The organism is Geodermatophilus sp. SYSU D01180 (assembly GCF_054050415.1).
Genome location: NZ_JBJGZH010000003.1, coordinates 140915 through 155572, shown reverse-complemented (window position 1 = coordinate 155572; position 14658 = coordinate 140915). Strand labels below are relative to the sequence as shown.

The 14658-nt window shown below is 73.9% G+C and carries 14 protein-coding genes; 1 reads left to right on the top strand and 13 read right to left on the bottom strand.

Features of this window, described 5'->3' with window-relative positions; all coding sequences use genetic code 11:
• Window position 1 precedes the first annotated feature (1 nt).
• The 12 genes from ACI8AA_RS04745 to ACI8AA_RS04690 all read right to left on the bottom strand — a co-directional run bounded on the left by ACI8AA_RS04745 (window position 2) and on the right by ACI8AA_RS04690 (window position 12579).
• Window positions 2–409 carry an SRPBCC family protein gene (locus ACI8AA_RS04745; RefSeq protein ID WP_457043367.1) on the bottom strand — a complete coding sequence of 136 codons (408 nt, stop codon included), beginning with the start codon at window positions 407–409 and terminating at the stop codon, window positions 2–4.
• Window positions 406–1179: a tyrosine-protein phosphatase gene (locus ACI8AA_RS04740; protein ID WP_457043366.1), complete on the bottom strand. Its 774-nt coding sequence runs from the start codon at window positions 1177–1179 to the stop codon at window positions 406–408. The genes ACI8AA_RS04745 and ACI8AA_RS04740 overlap by 4 nt, the downstream gene beginning before the upstream one ends.
• Window positions 1176–2312, bottom strand: coding sequence for a thiolase family protein (locus tag ACI8AA_RS04735; protein ID WP_457043365.1), 1137 nt, complete (start codon window positions 2310–2312; stop codon window positions 1176–1178). Before ACI8AA_RS04735 ends, ACI8AA_RS04740 begins: the two co-directional genes overlap by 4 nt.
• A complete protein-coding gene (locus ACI8AA_RS04730; protein WP_457043364.1) occupies window positions 2309–2758 on the bottom strand; it encodes a Zn-ribbon domain-containing OB-fold protein in 450 nt (149 codons plus the stop codon). Before ACI8AA_RS04730 ends, ACI8AA_RS04735 begins: the two co-directional genes overlap by 4 nt.
• On the bottom strand, window positions 2758–4257 hold the full coding sequence (locus tag ACI8AA_RS04725; protein ID WP_457043363.1) for a hypothetical protein: 1500 nt from the start codon (window positions 4255–4257) through the stop codon (window positions 2758–2760). Before ACI8AA_RS04725 ends, ACI8AA_RS04730 begins: the two co-directional genes overlap by 1 nt.
• The gene (locus ACI8AA_RS04720; protein ID WP_457043362.1) at window positions 4254–5663 is read right to left on the bottom strand and encodes an acetyl-CoA carboxylase biotin carboxylase subunit; all 1410 of its coding nucleotides are present in this window, start codon (window positions 5661–5663) and stop codon (window positions 4254–4256) included. Before ACI8AA_RS04720 ends, ACI8AA_RS04725 begins: the two co-directional genes overlap by 4 nt.
• A complete protein-coding gene (locus tag ACI8AA_RS04715) occupies window positions 5656–6234 on the bottom strand; it encodes an acetyl-CoA carboxylase biotin carboxyl carrier protein (protein WP_457043361.1) in 579 nt (192 codons plus the stop codon). Before ACI8AA_RS04715 ends, ACI8AA_RS04720 begins: the two co-directional genes overlap by 8 nt.
• Window positions 6231–7997: a pyruvate, phosphate dikinase gene (locus ACI8AA_RS04710; RefSeq protein WP_457043360.1), complete on the bottom strand. Its 1767-nt coding sequence runs from the start codon at window positions 7995–7997 to the stop codon at window positions 6231–6233. The genes ACI8AA_RS04715 and ACI8AA_RS04710 overlap by 4 nt, the downstream gene beginning before the upstream one ends.
• Window positions 7994–8602, bottom strand: coding sequence for a hypothetical protein (locus ACI8AA_RS04705; protein WP_457043359.1), 609 nt, complete (start codon window positions 8600–8602; stop codon window positions 7994–7996). Before ACI8AA_RS04705 ends, ACI8AA_RS04710 begins: the two co-directional genes overlap by 4 nt.
• Window positions 8602–10092, bottom strand: a complete 1491-nt coding sequence (locus ACI8AA_RS04700; RefSeq protein WP_457043358.1) for a class I adenylate-forming enzyme family protein — start codon at window positions 10090–10092, stop codon at window positions 8602–8604. The genes ACI8AA_RS04705 and ACI8AA_RS04700 overlap by 1 nt, the downstream gene beginning before the upstream one ends.
• Window positions 10093–10174: 82 nt before the next feature.
• A complete protein-coding gene (locus ACI8AA_RS04695) occupies window positions 10175–11743 on the bottom strand; it encodes a hypothetical protein (protein ID WP_457043357.1) in 1569 nt (522 codons plus the stop codon).
• Window positions 11744–11748: 5 nt separating this feature from the next.
• Window positions 11749–12579, bottom strand: a complete 831-nt coding sequence (locus tag ACI8AA_RS04690; protein WP_457043356.1) for a PEP-utilizing enzyme — start codon at window positions 12577–12579, stop codon at window positions 11749–11751.
• Window positions 12580–12608: 29 nt separating this feature from the next.
• Here ACI8AA_RS04690 and ACI8AA_RS04685 point away from each other — a divergent pair, with 29 nt between their 5' ends.
• Complete coding sequence (locus ACI8AA_RS04685; RefSeq protein ID WP_457043355.1) at window positions 12609–13409, top strand: response regulator transcription factor; 801 nt, start codon at window positions 12609–12611, stop codon at window positions 13407–13409.
• Between the two features lie 90 nt (window positions 13410–13499).
• On the opposite strand, the gene ACI8AA_RS04680 is transcribed toward ACI8AA_RS04685, so the two are convergent.
• Window positions 13500–14645 carry a hypothetical protein gene (locus tag ACI8AA_RS04680; RefSeq protein ID WP_457043354.1) on the bottom strand — a complete coding sequence of 382 codons (1146 nt, stop codon included), beginning with the start codon at window positions 14643–14645 and terminating at the stop codon, window positions 13500–13502.
• Window positions 14646–14658: the final 13 nt, after the last annotated feature.

The window sequence follows — 14658 nt, the reverse complement described above, 5'->3', positions numbered from 1 at the left end:
GTCAGGCCTCCAGCCGCTCCTTGAGCTCGGCGAGCGCGCCGCGGTAGATGGCCGAGATCGCGTCCGCGAGCCGGGCCTCCTCCTCGGGGGAGCCCGCCGCGAAGTCCGCCGTCCACACGACCTCGGTCCCCTGCACGTGCTCCCGGACCCAGAGCCGCGAGCGGTACTCCTCCAGCGCCAGGGGGCCGGACAGGTACTCGTAGGCGTAGGACCGGCCGGCGTCGTCGTGCTCCACGATCCGCTCGGTGGCGTCGCCGCCACCACCGGCGAAGGTCGCGTGCCGGACGTCGCCCTCCAGCCGGGAGCTCTCGATGGCGGGCACCCAGGTGGCGATGGCCCCCGCGTCCCCGGCCACCCGCCAGACGGCGTCGGGTGCCTCGGTGATGACGACGGTCTCGGTGACGTTCACGGCAGCTCCTGGTCGGGGTGGGGATCAGCGGGGTGTTCCACGAGGACCCCGGTGAGGTCCTCGAGCACCGAGGGGGCGAGCCCGCGGGCCCGCAGGAACGGGCGGACCCCGCCGTGCCGCTCGTCCACGGCGGCGAGGAACCGGCGCATCGCCTCCGCCTCGACCACCCAGGTCGCGGGCGGGTAGACGTCCACGGCGTCGCCGTAGGACGCCATGCCCCGCAGGCGTTCCATGGCGGGCGCGACGTCGTCCGCGCCGGCGGCGTACTCGGCGACGACGTCGTCGCGCCGCACGCCGACCGCGGTCAGCAGCAGCCCGACGACGACGCCGGTGCGGTCCTTGCCGACGGTGCAGTGCACCAGCGCGGGCAGGCCGCCCGGCCGGGCCAGCTCCCGGAACGCGCCGACGACCGCGCCGGCGCCCTCGTCGAGGTACCGGAGGTAGGTGCCGACGACCGGGTCGTCCCCGGGCATGGGCGCGACCGCGGAGCCGGGCGCCACGACCCCGCCGACGCGCACGGGGTGCAGGCACTGCCGGACCCCGAGCGCGTCGAGCGGGCCGCGGCCCTCCTGCTCGACCTCGTGCGGCAGCCGGAGGTCGATCGTCGAGCGGATGCCGGTGTCGGCCACCAGGCGGCGGGCGGCCGCCGGGTCGAGGAACTGCGGGGTCCCGCTGCGGTAGAGCAGGCCGCGGCGGACCCGCCCGCCGTCCTCGGTCCGCAGGCCGGCGACCTCCCGGAACCCGAGCAGCCCGTTGTAGGTCGCGGTCACTGGGTGGACAGGATCGTCACCACGCAGGCGTTGCCGTCCATCCCGGCCGCGCCGCCGCCCATCGTCTCGACGAGGCCGACGCGGTGCCGGGCGACCTGGCGCGCCCCGGCCCGCCCGCGCAGCTGCCAGGCGATCTCGGCCAGCTGCGCGGTCCCGGTGCCGCCGAGCGGGTGCCCCCGGGACAGCAGGCCGCCGCTGGGGTTCACCGGCTGGGCGCCGTCGCGGGCGGTGTGCCCGGACGGCGCGAGCTCGGCGCCCTTGCCCCGCGGCGCGAGCCCGAGGGCCTCCAGCGTGAGGACCTCGCCGATGGTGAAGGCGTCGTGCACCTCCAGGACGTCGATCTCCCCGGGGGTGCGGCCGGCCTGGGCGAACGCCTGCTCCGCGGCCCGGGCGACCGAGGCGTAGCCCCACACGTCGTCGCTGCGGTGGTCCCACAGCGCCCCGGAGACCATGGCCGAGGCCTCGATGCGCAGGTCGTCCCGGTTCCCGCGGTCCGGCCCGACGACGGCCGCACCGGCGCCGTCGCTGGTCGGGCAGCACTGCAGGAAGGTCAGCGGCTCGGCGATCATCCGCGAGGCCAGGACCTCCTCGACGGTCGGCGCGGCGTTCCGCAGCTGCGCGCGGGGGTTGTCCAGCCCGTTGCGCTTGTTCTTGACCGCCACGGCGGCCAGCTGCTCCGGCGTCACGCCGAACTCGTCGACGTAGCGCGCCGCCTGCAGGGCGTACAGGCCGGGCAACGGCAGGGACGATGCGCCCTCGGGGTCGGTGGCCTCGGGGACGATCGCGCCGGAGAACAGGGTGGACATCTGGTCGACGCCGAGGACGAGTACGCACCCGAAGCGGCCGAGCCGGACCGCCTCCACGGCCTCGTGGTAGGCGCTCGTGCCGCTGGCGCAGGCGTTCTCGATCGTCCACGTCGGGACGCCGGGGATGCCCATCCCGCGCTGCACCCGGGTGGCGACCCCGGGCGGCCCGAACACCGACCCGACGACGACCGCGTCGATCTCCGCCGGGCTGATGCCGGCGTCGCGGATCGCCTCCGACACGGCGTCCCAGGCCAGGGACTCCACCCGGCGCTCCGGGAACAGCCCGTAGGCCGAGGTCCCGACGCCCCACAGCATCGGCTGGGTCACGGCTGCTCCTCCCGTGCGGCGACCAGGTCACCGCGGTCGGTGCCGGTGATCCGCGCGCGCGTGCCGCCGCGCAGCACCTGCGGTTCGGTGAGGTGGACGAGGACCCGCGGGCCGTCGTCGAGGTCGAGGTAGGCCAGCCCGAACGGGGGCCGCCGCTCCCCCACCGGGATGGCGACGACGGTCGAGGACCAGACCCTCCCGGCCGGGGTGAAGCGGTCCGGCTCGACGGGCGAGTAGCAGACCGGGCACCAGGGGATCCCCCGCTGCGCGGCCGGGTAGCGGCACGCGGTGCAGCGCACGCCGAGGACGGCACCGTCCTCGAGCACCGGCCGCGGGTCGGCCACCGGCAGCCCGCCGACCGCCGCGCCGGGACGCCGCTTCGTCGGCCGCCCGACGCCGAGGCCGCTGCCGCCGACCCCGGCCTCGCTGGTGCTGGGAGCCGACATCAGTGGTCCCCCTCCAGGGTCAGGGAGAAGCCGGGCCCGTCGACGTGCAGGTAGGCCCCGATCGAGGTCTCGACCAGCTCGCGGACGAAGCGCATCTCCCGCGTGGTGGGCGCGAAGTCGCGCTCGCGCCGCGGGGTGGCGCGCATGACGTCGATGTCGGCCTCGGGCACCAGCAGCCGCAGGATCAGCTCGTCGTCGGAGATCGACTCGCCGAACCGCCGGCGCAGCTCCTGCAGGCTCGGCTGCGGCGGCTGCCAGTCGGTGTAGCTCCTGGCCTTGGGCGTGCTCATGATCGTGTCGAGGACGTCCTGGTCGAGCGGGGCGACCGGGCGGCCGTAGAAGCCGTGCGCGTAGATGAGCACCTCGTCGGGGACGACGGAGTACCGCTGCCCGGTGACGACGTTGAGCACCGCCTGGGTCCCCACGAGCTGGGAGAACGGCGTGGCCATCACGGGGTAGCCGAGCTCCTCGCGGACCCGCGACATCTCGTCGAGGACCTCCTCGAAGCGGTCCTCCATGCCCCGCGCCCGCAGCTGGTCCTTGAACGTGCCGGCCATGCCGCCGGGGAGCTGGTGGCGGTACTGGAACAACGAGTACTCGGCCGGCTGCCCCACCGGCAGCGCCTCGTACTCGGCCACCCGCAGCAGGTGCTCGGCGACCGGCGCGAAGCGGGACTCGTCGAGGTCGACGTCGAAGCCGGCGTAGCGCAGGTTGGCCACGGTGTTCTCGGTCGAGGGCAGCGAGACGCCGGCGGCCAGCGGGCGGCTGGCGGTGTGCACCCGGTCGGCCCCGGCGAGCACGCCCTCGAGGTAGTTCAGCGGCGCGAGCGCGTTGTTGCTGTGGAAGTGGATCTCCACCGGCAGGTCGCCGGCCGCGCCCTTGATCGCGGAGACCAGGCTGCGGGTCCGCTCGGGGGTGAGCAGCCCCGCGGCGTCCTCGAGCTCGATCCCGTCGGCGCCGAGGGCGACCAGCTCCCGCGTGCGCTCCGCGTAGTACTCGTCGGTGTGGTACGGGCTGTCGGCGAGCAGGACGCACGGCAGGGCCGCCGCCCCCTCGGCCTGCACGGTCTTCACCAGCCGGCCGATCTTGTCGGTGTTGAACAGCCCGTCGTAGATCCAGAAGCTGCCGATGCCGTGGGCGCACAGCCGCTGCACCCACAGGTCCATCACGCTGTCGGCCGTCAGGCCGAAGGTGACGATGCCGTTGCTGCGGGTCCCCGCCCGCACGGTGGTGCGCGGCATGGCCCTCGACAGCGAGATCAGCTGGTCCCAGGGGTCCTCCTTGCAGTGCCGCACGAGGACCTCGAAGATCGAGCTGCCGACCAGGTCGATGGTGTGGAACCCGGTCCGGTCCAGCTCGCCGGCGATCGGCAGGCCCATGTCCTTGCGCAGCTTCATGCCCCACCAGCTCTGTGGGCCGTCGCGCAGCGTCTGGTCGACGATCTCGATCGTCCGGCGGCGCCCGTCCGCGGTCCTCGGGGCGCGGTCGAGGTAGCTCATGAGGATCCCTCCAGGTGGTGGGGCAGGCCGTGGGTGGCGATCCACTCGGTGGTGACGCGGCCGGCCCGGAAGTCGGGGTGGTCCAGGGCGGACCGCGCGAAGTCGCGGGTGGTCGGGACGCCGGCCACCTGCAGGCGGCCGAGTGCGGCGACGAGGCGGTCGGCGGCGGTGTCGCGGTCCGGGCCGTGCGCGACGACCTTGGCGAGCAGGGAGTCGTAGTACGGGGTGACGACGTAGCCGGGCTCGCAGTGGCTGTCGACCCGGATCCCCTCCCCCGCGGGCGGCACCCAGGTGGTGACCGTCCCGGGGTGCGGGGTGAAGCCGCGGGCGGGGTCCTCCGTGGTGATCCGGACCTCGATCGCGTGCCCGCGGACCACGACGTCGTCCTGGGTCAGCCGGAGCGGCTCGCCCGCCGCGGAGCGGATCTGCTCGGCCACCAGGTCGACGCCGGTGACCATCTCGGTGACCGGGTGCTCGACCTGGATGCGGGCGTTGAACTCGAGGAAGGCGTACCGGCAGGTGTCGGCGTCGTAGATGAACTCGACCGTGCCGGCGCTGTCCAGGCCGAGGGCCTCGCCGAACGCGACACCGCTGCGGCGGATGTCCTGGCGGACCTGCTCCGGGATGTTCGGCGCCGGGGACTCCTCGACCACCTTCTGGTGGCGGCGCTGCAGGGTGCAGTCCCGCTCGCCGAGGTGCACGACCGAGCCGTGCTTGTCCCCGAGGACCTGCACCTCGATGTGCCGGGCGTGGCGGATGTAGCGCTCGACGTACAGGCGCCCGTCGCCGAACGCCGCCTCCGCCTCCCCGGCCGCCGCGGGCCAGCGCGCCCGCAGCTCCGCCTCGTCCTCCACCACGGACATCCCCCGGCCGCCGCCGCCGGCCGCGGCCTTGACGAGGACGGGGTAGCCGAGGTCGGCCGCGGCCGCCACCGCCTCCTCGGTCGAGGAGAGGACCGGCGACCCGGAGAGGACCGGGATGCCGGCGCTGCGCGCCAGTTCCCGGGCGCGGGCCTTGTCGCCCGCCCCGGCGACGGCCTCCGGCCGCGGGCCGATGAAGGTCAGCCCCTCCGCGACGCACGCCGCGGCGAAGTCGGGGTTCTCCGAGAGGAACCCGTACCCCGGGTGGACGGCGTCGCAGCCGGTGCCGAGGGCCGCACTGAGCACCGACGGGATGGCCAGGTAGCTCTGCGACGCCGGGGGCGGGCCGATGCAGACGGCACGGTCGGCGAGCCGGGCGGCGAGGCCGCCGCGGTCGGCGGTGGAGACCACGACGACGGTCTCGATGCCGAGCGCACGGCAGGCGCGGACCACCCGGACGGCGATCTCCCCGCGGTTGGCCACGAGGACCCGGCGGATCGGCGTGCGGACGGGCGCAGCCTCGGCGACGGTCGCGGCGCTAGTCATCGCTCGGACGGATCCAGAACAGGACCTGCTCGTACTCGACGAGCTCGGCGTTCCGGGCGCAGACCTCGACGACCTCGCCCGCTGCCGGGGCGACGACCGGGTTCATGAGCTTCATGACCTCGACGATGGCTAGCTGCTGGTCGGCGGTCACCGTGTCACCGACCTGCACGAACGGCGGCTGACCGGGGCTGGGCGCGGTCCAGAAGGCGCCGACGGCCGGCGAGCGGACCGCGACGCAGCCGGTCGTGTCGACCGCCGCGGCGCCGGAGACGGGCCCGGCGCCGGCGACGACGGGGGTCGGCGGGGGCGGCGCGGGAACCGGCGGTGGAACGGCGACCGGGGGCGGGGCGGCGGCAGCGGCCGGGGGTGCGGCCGCCGGTGCCGAGGCTGCCGCCGCGGTCAGGGCGCCGGGCGGGCCGTCCTTCCCGATGGTGATCCGCAGGCCCCGGACCTCCAGCGTCATGCCCGTCCAGTCCGACCGCTGGAAGGTGCGGATCACCTCCTGCAGCTCGCGGAGGGTCACGCTCAGTGGGACCTCGGCCCGGGTGGCGAGGGCGTCGACCGCGGTCATCGGGTCCCTCCCTGGTGGGCGACGGCCGTCAGCAGGACCGGCAGCCGGTGCGGCGCGACGACGACCTCGACCCCGGCGTCCAGCGCCGCGCGCACCCCGTCCGGGGTGGTGAACAGGGCGCCGCGGACGGTCCGGGTGCCCGGCGGGATCGGCGGCAGCTGCTCGCCGAGCTCCTCGGCCGGGACGTCGTCGGAGTCGAGGACCGGCCCGGGCACGTCCGCGTCCGCGTCGGTGACCCGGACCGGCACGAGCTGCTCGGCCCAGGCGGTGAGCCGGCGGAGGTCCTCGTCCGAGCTCTCGTCGACGGCGGAGGACTCGACCTCGCCGAGGTAGACCCGGCCGCTCGTCGCGTCGACGGTGACCGTGCGGCCGAGCAGCGCCTCGATCGTCCCCGGGCCGCACCCGGTGACGCACGGGGTGTCCAGCGCGCGGCTGACGACCGCGGCGTGGCAGGTGGCGCCGCCCTGCTCGGTGACGACCGCGCCCGCGGCGATCATGCCGTGCACGTCGTCGGGACTGGTCGACCTGCGGACGAGGATCGACCCGGGTCGCTGCTGGGCCTCCTCGGGCGTCCCGACGGCCACGCCGGTGGCGACGCCGGGGCTGGCGGGTGCGCCGGAGGTCAGCAGCTGCGCCGACGTGGCGGCCCCGGGCGTGATCTCCGGCCGCAGGAGGGTCCGGACCTGCTCGGCGGTGACCCGCCGGACCGCCTCGGCCGGCTCCAGCACCCCCTCGTCGACCAGCTCGACGGCGATGCGGACGGCGGCCCGGGCCGTGCGCTTGGCCGGCCGGGACTGCAGGAGGAACAGCTGCCCCTGCTGCACGGTGAACTCGATGTCCTGCGCGTCCCGGCCCTCCCGGTCCAGGCGCTCCGCGGCGGTCACCAGCTCGGCGTGCACGGCCGGCAGCGACTCGGCGAGGGAGCTCAGCGGCCGGGGGGTGACCCGCCCGGAGACGACGTCCTCCCCCTGCCCGCGCGGCAGGTACTCGCCGTAGGGCTCCCGGACCCCGTCGACCGGGTTGCGGGTGAACAGCACCCCCGTGCCGGAGCGGTCGTCGAGGTTCCCGAACACCATCGCCTGCACGGTGACGGCGGTCCCGAGGTCGTCGGGGATGCCGTAGTGCTTGCGGTAGGCGACGGCGCGCCGGGAGCGGCTGGAGGCGAAGACCGCCTCGACGGCCGACCGCAGCTGCTCCCAGGGGTCGGCCGGGACGGCACCGGCCCCGTCGTCGGCGAGCGCGGTCCGCACCGCCGCGGTGTCCGCGAGGTCGTCGAGCTCCTCGGTGCAGCCCAGGACGAGCCGGCCGTAGAAGGCGGTGAACCGGCGGTGCACCTCGGCGGCGAACGCCGGGTCGCCGGTCTCGGCGGCCAGGGCGGCCTCGACGGCGTCGTTGCAGCCCAGGTCGAGGATCGTGTCCATCATCCCGGGCATGCTCACGGCGGCGCCGGAGCGCACCGAGACCAGCAGCGGGCGCTCGGTGCCGCCGAAGGTCCGGTCGAGCTGCCGCTCGAGCAGGCGGATGCCGGCCTCGAGCTCCTCGGCGAGCCCCTCGGGCAGCCGGCCGTCGGCGGACCAGGCCGCGCAGGCCTCGGTGGTCACCACGAAGGCCGGCGGCACGCGCAGCCCGAGCGACCGCATGCGCCACAGGCTCCAGGCCTTGCCGCCCACGAGGTCGCGGCTGGGCTCGCGGCTGGGGTCGTCGGGGACGACGAGCCAGCGGTACCCCGCCCCGTTGCGGCGGGCGACGGTCGGGGCGGTCACTCGGGACGCTCCCGGCCGGTCAGGCGCAGGAGGTGCTCGTGCATCTGGAACCAGACGGTGTGCACCGAGTCGACCCGCACCCCGCTGACGTAGTCGGTCTCGCCGCCCTCCACGCGGGTGAGGGCGGCGCCGATGCGGTCGAGGAAGCGGTCGACCAGCGGGTCGAGGTCGGCGATCGGGCGGAGCACCTTCGCCGTCCTGTCCACGACCCGTCCGAGCTTGTCGACGATCGCCGCGTCGTGGTCGGGGTCGCCGTGGTCGTTGGGGATGCGGTCCCCGTCGACCTCCTTGGTCTGCCAGTCGGTGGTCAGGGTGAGGACCTGCTTGTTCACGCCGCTCTCGAACGCGTCCATCGCGTCCGCGACCGCCGGGGAGGAGCGGAACTCCGCGAAGGCCTCCGGGTAGACGCCGTCGAGCAGGGCCCGGCCGGCCGGGGTGATCATGGAGTTGCCGCGGGCGGCCATCACCACGCCCTCCCCCGCGCCCCTCTCCAGCGCCGCCTCCACCTCGGCGACGGGCTGTCCGTTGATCTCGGCGAGCTGCTCGGCGGAGGCGAGCTGCCGGAGCGTCAGGGTGTGCACGGTGAGCTGGTACGGGTCGAGCATCAGACGTCGTCCTCTCGGGTGGCGGAGCGGGCGGCGAGCATGCGGTCGCGCACCTCGCGCCGCAGTGACTTGCCGACCGGGCTGGTGGGGAGGTCCGACCACACCTCGACGGCGCGTGGTCGCTTGAAGCCGGCCAGCCGGCCGGCGCAGAACCGTTCGATCTCGGCCGGGTCGGCCTCGGTGCGGGTGACGACGGCGGCCGCGACCCGCTCGCCCCACGTCTCGTCGGGGAGCCCGACCACCGCGGCCTGCACGACGGCGGGGTGGCTGAGCAGCGCGTCCTCGACCTCGCGGGGGTACACGTTGAAACCGCCGCTGATGATCACGTCGTGCCGGCGGTCGAGCAGGTACAGGTAGCCCTCGTCGTCCCACCGTCCGATGTCGCCGGTGTGCAGCCAGCCGTCCGGCTCGATCGTCTCGGCGGTGGCCTCGGGCCGGCGCCAGTACCGGCTCATGGTGTGCGGCCCGCGGGTGAGCACCTCCCCCACCTGGCCGGGGCCGAGCACCCGGCCCTCGGGGTCGCGGACCTGCACCTCGACGAAGGTGTAGGGCTTGCCGGCGGAGGACAGCCGCTCGGGCGTGTGCTCCCACGGCTGCAGGCAGGTGATCGCCAGCGGCGCCTCGGCCTGGCCGTAGAGCTGGGCGAAGACGGGGCCGAGGACCTCGATCCCGCGCTGCAGGACCGTCGTGGCGATCGGCGCCCCGCCGTAGCAGAGCCGCTCGAGCGCGAGGTCCGCGCCGGCGGTGGCGGGGTGCTCCAGGAGCATCGCGATCATCGTCGGGACCATGAACGTGGTCGTCGCCCGGTGCTTCTGCGCGGCCTCCAGGAAGGCCTCCGGCGAGAACTTCGGCACGATCACGTTCGCCGCGCCCTTGACCAGGTGCGGCAGGAAGAAGGCGCCGCTGCCGTGGGTGATCGGCGCGGCGTGCAGCATCACCGAGTCCGGGCGCAGGTCCGGCAGCAGGTCGACCAGGAAGTTGGCGACCTCGGCCAGCTCGCTGCGGGTGGTCAGGACGACCGCCTTGGGCCTGCCGGTGGTGCCGCCGGTGTAGGCCAGCCGGAAGGGCGCCTCGGGGTCGCGCCGGACGTCGCACGGGCCCGCGGGGGCGTCGGCGATCATCCGCGGCAGCTCCTCGGCGCGGACGACGAGTTCCGTGGCGGCGGGCGGCTCGCCGGCCACCACGAGCGCCCGGGCCTGCGAGTCCTCGATCTTGAACGCCAGCTCGTGCGGGGTCTCGCGGGCGTTGAGCGGCACCCGGACGAGCCCGGCCTTGGCCAGCGCGTAGTACGTGACGACGCCGTCGACGCCGTTGGGCACCAGCACCGCGACGCGGTCGCCGGGGGCGAGGCCGCGGGCCAGCAGCGCGGTGCCCAGCCGGTCGGTCAGCTCGTCGAACTCCGCGAAGCTCACGACGCGGGCGCCGTCGACGAGGGCGGGGGCGGCACCGAACTGGCGTCCGGCCCGGCGGATCAGGTCACCGATCTGCACGGTGGGGTCCTCCTGGAGAGCGGGGGCTCACCGGCCGGCCGCGGGGACGGGCCCGCGGCCGGCCGGGAGGCCAGGGGGTGGGTCAGCCGGCGGAGCCGGGCAGGTCGGCGCGGCGCAGGCCCGCGCCGCGGCCCTCGAGGTTCCGCGACCCCCGCTGGGTCAGGCGGTAGAGCTCGTCGGCCCGCTCGGTCCGCCAGTACCGCTTGACCCACTCCTCATCGAGGTAGCGGTACTCCTCCGCCTGCACGGCCGGCCGGAAGTCCCGGGCCCGGCGGTTGTACTCGTCGACGTCCAGGCGGCCGGCGGACGTCGTCCAGAGGCCGGTCTTGGCGTCGAGGCTGCTGGAGCCGGACAGCCGGTCCCCCGCCGTCGGGGCGAAGTCGTCGTCGACGAGCACCGAGTACGGGATGCCGGTCAGCATGTTCTGGTTGGCGCCCGAGTACCGGGCCATCGAGTACTCGTTGGTCTTCTGGTGCGGGAAGCCGATCAGCCCCACCATCTCGGCGAGGTCGTCGCGGCCGTACTCGTCGTTCATCAGCGGCTTGAACCGCTGCACGCGGTCGTCGAGGGAGAGCCAGTCGTCCTGCCGGTAGGTGCCGGCGAGGTGCGCGAAGTCCTTGGCGACCGAGGAGTAGACCAGCGCGCCGGCGTCGATCATCTGCTCGCGCGTCCAGGTGGCGATGCGCTTCCAGAGGTCGGCGGTCGCCTCGTTGAGGATCTCCCGGTACTGCTCCATCGTCTCGGCCAGCTGCTCGGCGTTCTCCATGCCGACCGGCACGTAGCCGTCGGTGAGCGCGTCGGATGTGTACATGCCGACCGCGACGATGTTCGCCGCGTCGTAGGCCGGCTCGGCCTCGAACGAGGCCCAGTCGTCCATCAGGTGGAAGTTGGTGTCCTTGAAGACGATGGGGATCGTCAGGTTGGCGACCGGCAGCCGGGTGGCGATGCCGTCGAGCCACGGGTAGTCGCCCTCGGTCAGCTCGAAGAAGTCCCGCACGACGAGCTGCCGGTTGTCGCCGAAGGCGTAGGGGCCGCTGTTGTGCAGGCCGATCCGGCACTCGCAGTGCGCCAGGAACGCGTACTGCGACAGCTGCGCGATCAGCTTGGTCGCCGCGGTGTGCAGCCGGTCCCCCGGGGTGACCCCGTGCAGGTCGGACTCGAACACCTGCAGGGTGCGCTCGGGCAGGTACTGGCTGCGGTCGCCGAACTCCTTGTTGGTCAGGTGCCCGTCGTTGCGGTGGTAGGCGAGGTTGAAACGGCGGGAGAAGTCCAGCACGTCGACGACGTCGTCGACCGCGTCCTCCGGACCGAGCAGCCCCCAGTTCATGAGCATCTCGCGGCCGATCAGGTAGAACGACGGCAGTCCCCAGGCGGCGTTGACCGTGTTGACCTTGAGGCTGACCTCGCGGGCGCGGTCGCCCAGCTCCTCGGCCGGGGTCACGGCGTCGATCTCGCGCAGCAGGGTCGGCCACCGGTAGAAGCTGTTGAGGTAGCTCAGCAGCATGTACGGGTTCATCGGGAAGAGCTTCGACTCCTGGACCGTGCGGGTGATGCACAGCCAGTACGTGGTGTCGCTGAGCTGACGGATGTAGTTGTTCGTCGACAGCAGCGTCGGGTAGGTCAACTTCGGGTTGCGGGATGCGGCGGTCATGGTGCTCAGGCCTCGCTCTCGACGATCCAGATCCGGGCGTGACCGGTGTCGCCGGTCTCGTAGGCGTCGGCCGCCGGCGGGGCCGCGGTCACCTCGATCTCGACGACGTCGCCGTCCCTCAAGGTGTCGATCCGGCAGTTCATGAGCGTGGGCACGTCGTACTCGCGGGCGAGGATGCCGAGGTGCGAGCGGACGGTGCCGCCGAGGCAGATGACGCCGGCGAAGTGCTCGATGATCGGCGCGGTCAGGGTGCCGCCCGAGTCGTCGATGACGGCGATCGTGCCGTCCGGGACGCCGTCGGCGAGGTACTCCATGACCTGCTCGATGGTGGAGACCAGGGCGACCGGGCCGGTCACGTTCGCGGCCTTGCGGATGACGTTGTCGCCCACGCCGACCTGCCGGCGCCCGTCCGTCGCCGCGCTCTCGTGGAAGCCGGCGGCGGCCCGCTCGGGGCGCTTGTACTTCTCCGGCTCCGACTCCAGGGAGACCGTCGCCGAGAAGTCGAAGCGGTAGCCCGAGTCCAGCGCCTCCTGCTCGATCGCCTGGGCGTCGGTCAGGGAGAACAGGTCGTACTGCCGGTCGAAGACCACGTCCTTCCACGCCGCGCCGGTGGCCGCGAAGCGCGCCGCGGCCAGCTCGCGGACGGCGGAGTTGAAGCGTGCGGGCAGGGGCAGCATCTCGGTCGTCCCCCACTTGGGGGGCGACACCGCGGGTTCGGACATCGTCACCTCTCCGTGCTCGTCGATGAGCGGGCCGGCGCCGGACGGGGAGCCCGCCGGGTCGCCGGAGGTGGGGCGGCGGGCCACACCGGGCGGTGGGCTGGCGCTGCTGTTCACCTGGACGAAAGCTAGGTAGCGTCGGGAATGTGACCCAGTCCACGTTGGGGGACATTGCCGCGCCGCCACGACGCCGGACCCCGGCGCGGGCCGTGCTCCGCCAGGTCGACTACGAGCGCGCCTTCGACGTGCTGGAGAGCTGCGCCGTCGCCCCGTCGCTCCCGGACCTCCGCGAGGAGCTGGTGGAGTCGCTGGGCAGCACCTTCGGGCTGCGCCACGTGTCGTTCTTCGCCGGCGCGACGTTCCACAGCACCTTCGGCGACCTGGCCCCGCTGACCGAGGGCCTGACCGTGCGGATGCTGCCGGAGTACCACGACCGGTGGTCGCGCTACGACCTGTTCGGCACGCCCGCGGCCATGCGGCAGCTGGTCACCACCGGCGTCTCCTCGCTGGCGGAGCTGCGGGCGATGGGCAGCCTGCCGGCGTCGGCCGACGCCTACGTGCGCCACTTCCTGCACACCACGTGGCGCATGGAGACCGCCGCGGCGATGCGGCTCGAGCTGCCCGGCGGGCACACGGCGCTGGTGGGCATGTTCGACTCGGCGCCCGACCGGCTCGGTCCGCACGAGCTGGCGACGCTGCGCCTGCTCTCCGGGCAGCTGTCCGCGGTCACCCGGCGCCTGCCGGTGTCCCGGCGGCACGCCGCGCTCGCCGGCCTGTCCGAGCGGCAGCAGCAGGTCGTGCAGCTGGTCGCCGACGGGCTGTCGAACGCCGAGATCGCCGAGACCCTGTCGCTGGCCGAGGACAGCGTGAAGAAGTACGTCAGCCGGATCCTGGCCGCCACCGGCTGCCAGTCCCGCATGGAGCTGGCGCTCCTGGCCCGGGCGTGACTGCCCGGGCGTGACTGCCCGGGCGTGACTGTCCGCGCGTGATCGGACCCCCTCCCGGTGCGGGAGGGGGTCCGTTCGCCGCGGGCCGGCCTACAGGAAGGACGACTCGCGGGTCAGGCCGTAGCGCGGGTGCTCGCCGATGACCATGGACTCGAAGATCCCGTAGCCCTCCGCGTCGCCCTCGCGGACCCGGATGACGCAGTCGCGCAGCTGGTGGACCGTGCGCGCGGTCTCGGGGTCGGACACGTCGGCGAAGCGCTCCCCGTCGACGTGCGCGGGCCCCAGCCACTGGCCGTGCCGGTGGCCCTTGAACCCGAAGTACAGCCCGGTGCCGAGGTGGAACCCGGTGTGGCTGGCCGCCTCCACCTCGATGGTGCGGGTCTGCCCCCAGCCGGCGTCGAACACCATCTTGCCGCCGAGCAGGCGTCGGTTCACCGGGTCGAACTTGAGCTCGTCCTGCAGTGCATGCAGCGGCCGCTGCGTGCCGTCGGGCAGGTTCTCGAACCCGGAGAAGTACGTCGTCCGCCCGTTGACCCACTGGTGGTAGTGGTGGATCTCGTAGCTGCTGCCGTCGGGCCGCTGCAGCCACATCGGGCTCCAGGTGAGGATGAAGTCCCCGGCGAGCCGGTCGGGCCGGTACACGTCCACCGGCGGTTCGCCGACGTCCATCCGCACGCCCCACGAGTGGTCGCGGAAGCCGAACCACTCCTCGTCGTGGACGTCGATCTGCTCCCCGTCGACCCAGATCCGGCCGCTGACCGTCGAGGGCTGGTGGTAGCGGAGCAGGTCGGAGCAGATCCGGAAGCCCGACGGCTCGCGCTGCGAGTCCTTGGACTCCAGGAACGGCGGCAGCACCCCGGTGACGGTGAGGTCGAACCGGATCGGCAGCACGTGGTTCTCGCGCAGCACCCACCGGACCTTCCGGAGCGGCTCGAGCACCTCGTAGTCCAGCGGGCCGACGCCGACCCGCTCCGGGTCGCTGTCCAGCTGCCGGCTGGCCCGGACGGTGAGCTGCTCCTTGCCGCGGGAGATGCCCGCGAACATGTCGATGACGTTCCGGTTGTGGTACTTGCCCAGGCCGACGTCGACCTGGATCGACCCGTCCCGGGCGAACAGCGACGCCCAGAGCTTCTCGGTCCAGGAGACGTCGGCCTGGCTGATGGTCGCGAACGTCTCGGGTGTCTGGTGGCAGAGCAGCTCGTCCGCGGGGACGAGCCGCTGCATCGACTGGCGCATCGATGTCCTCCTG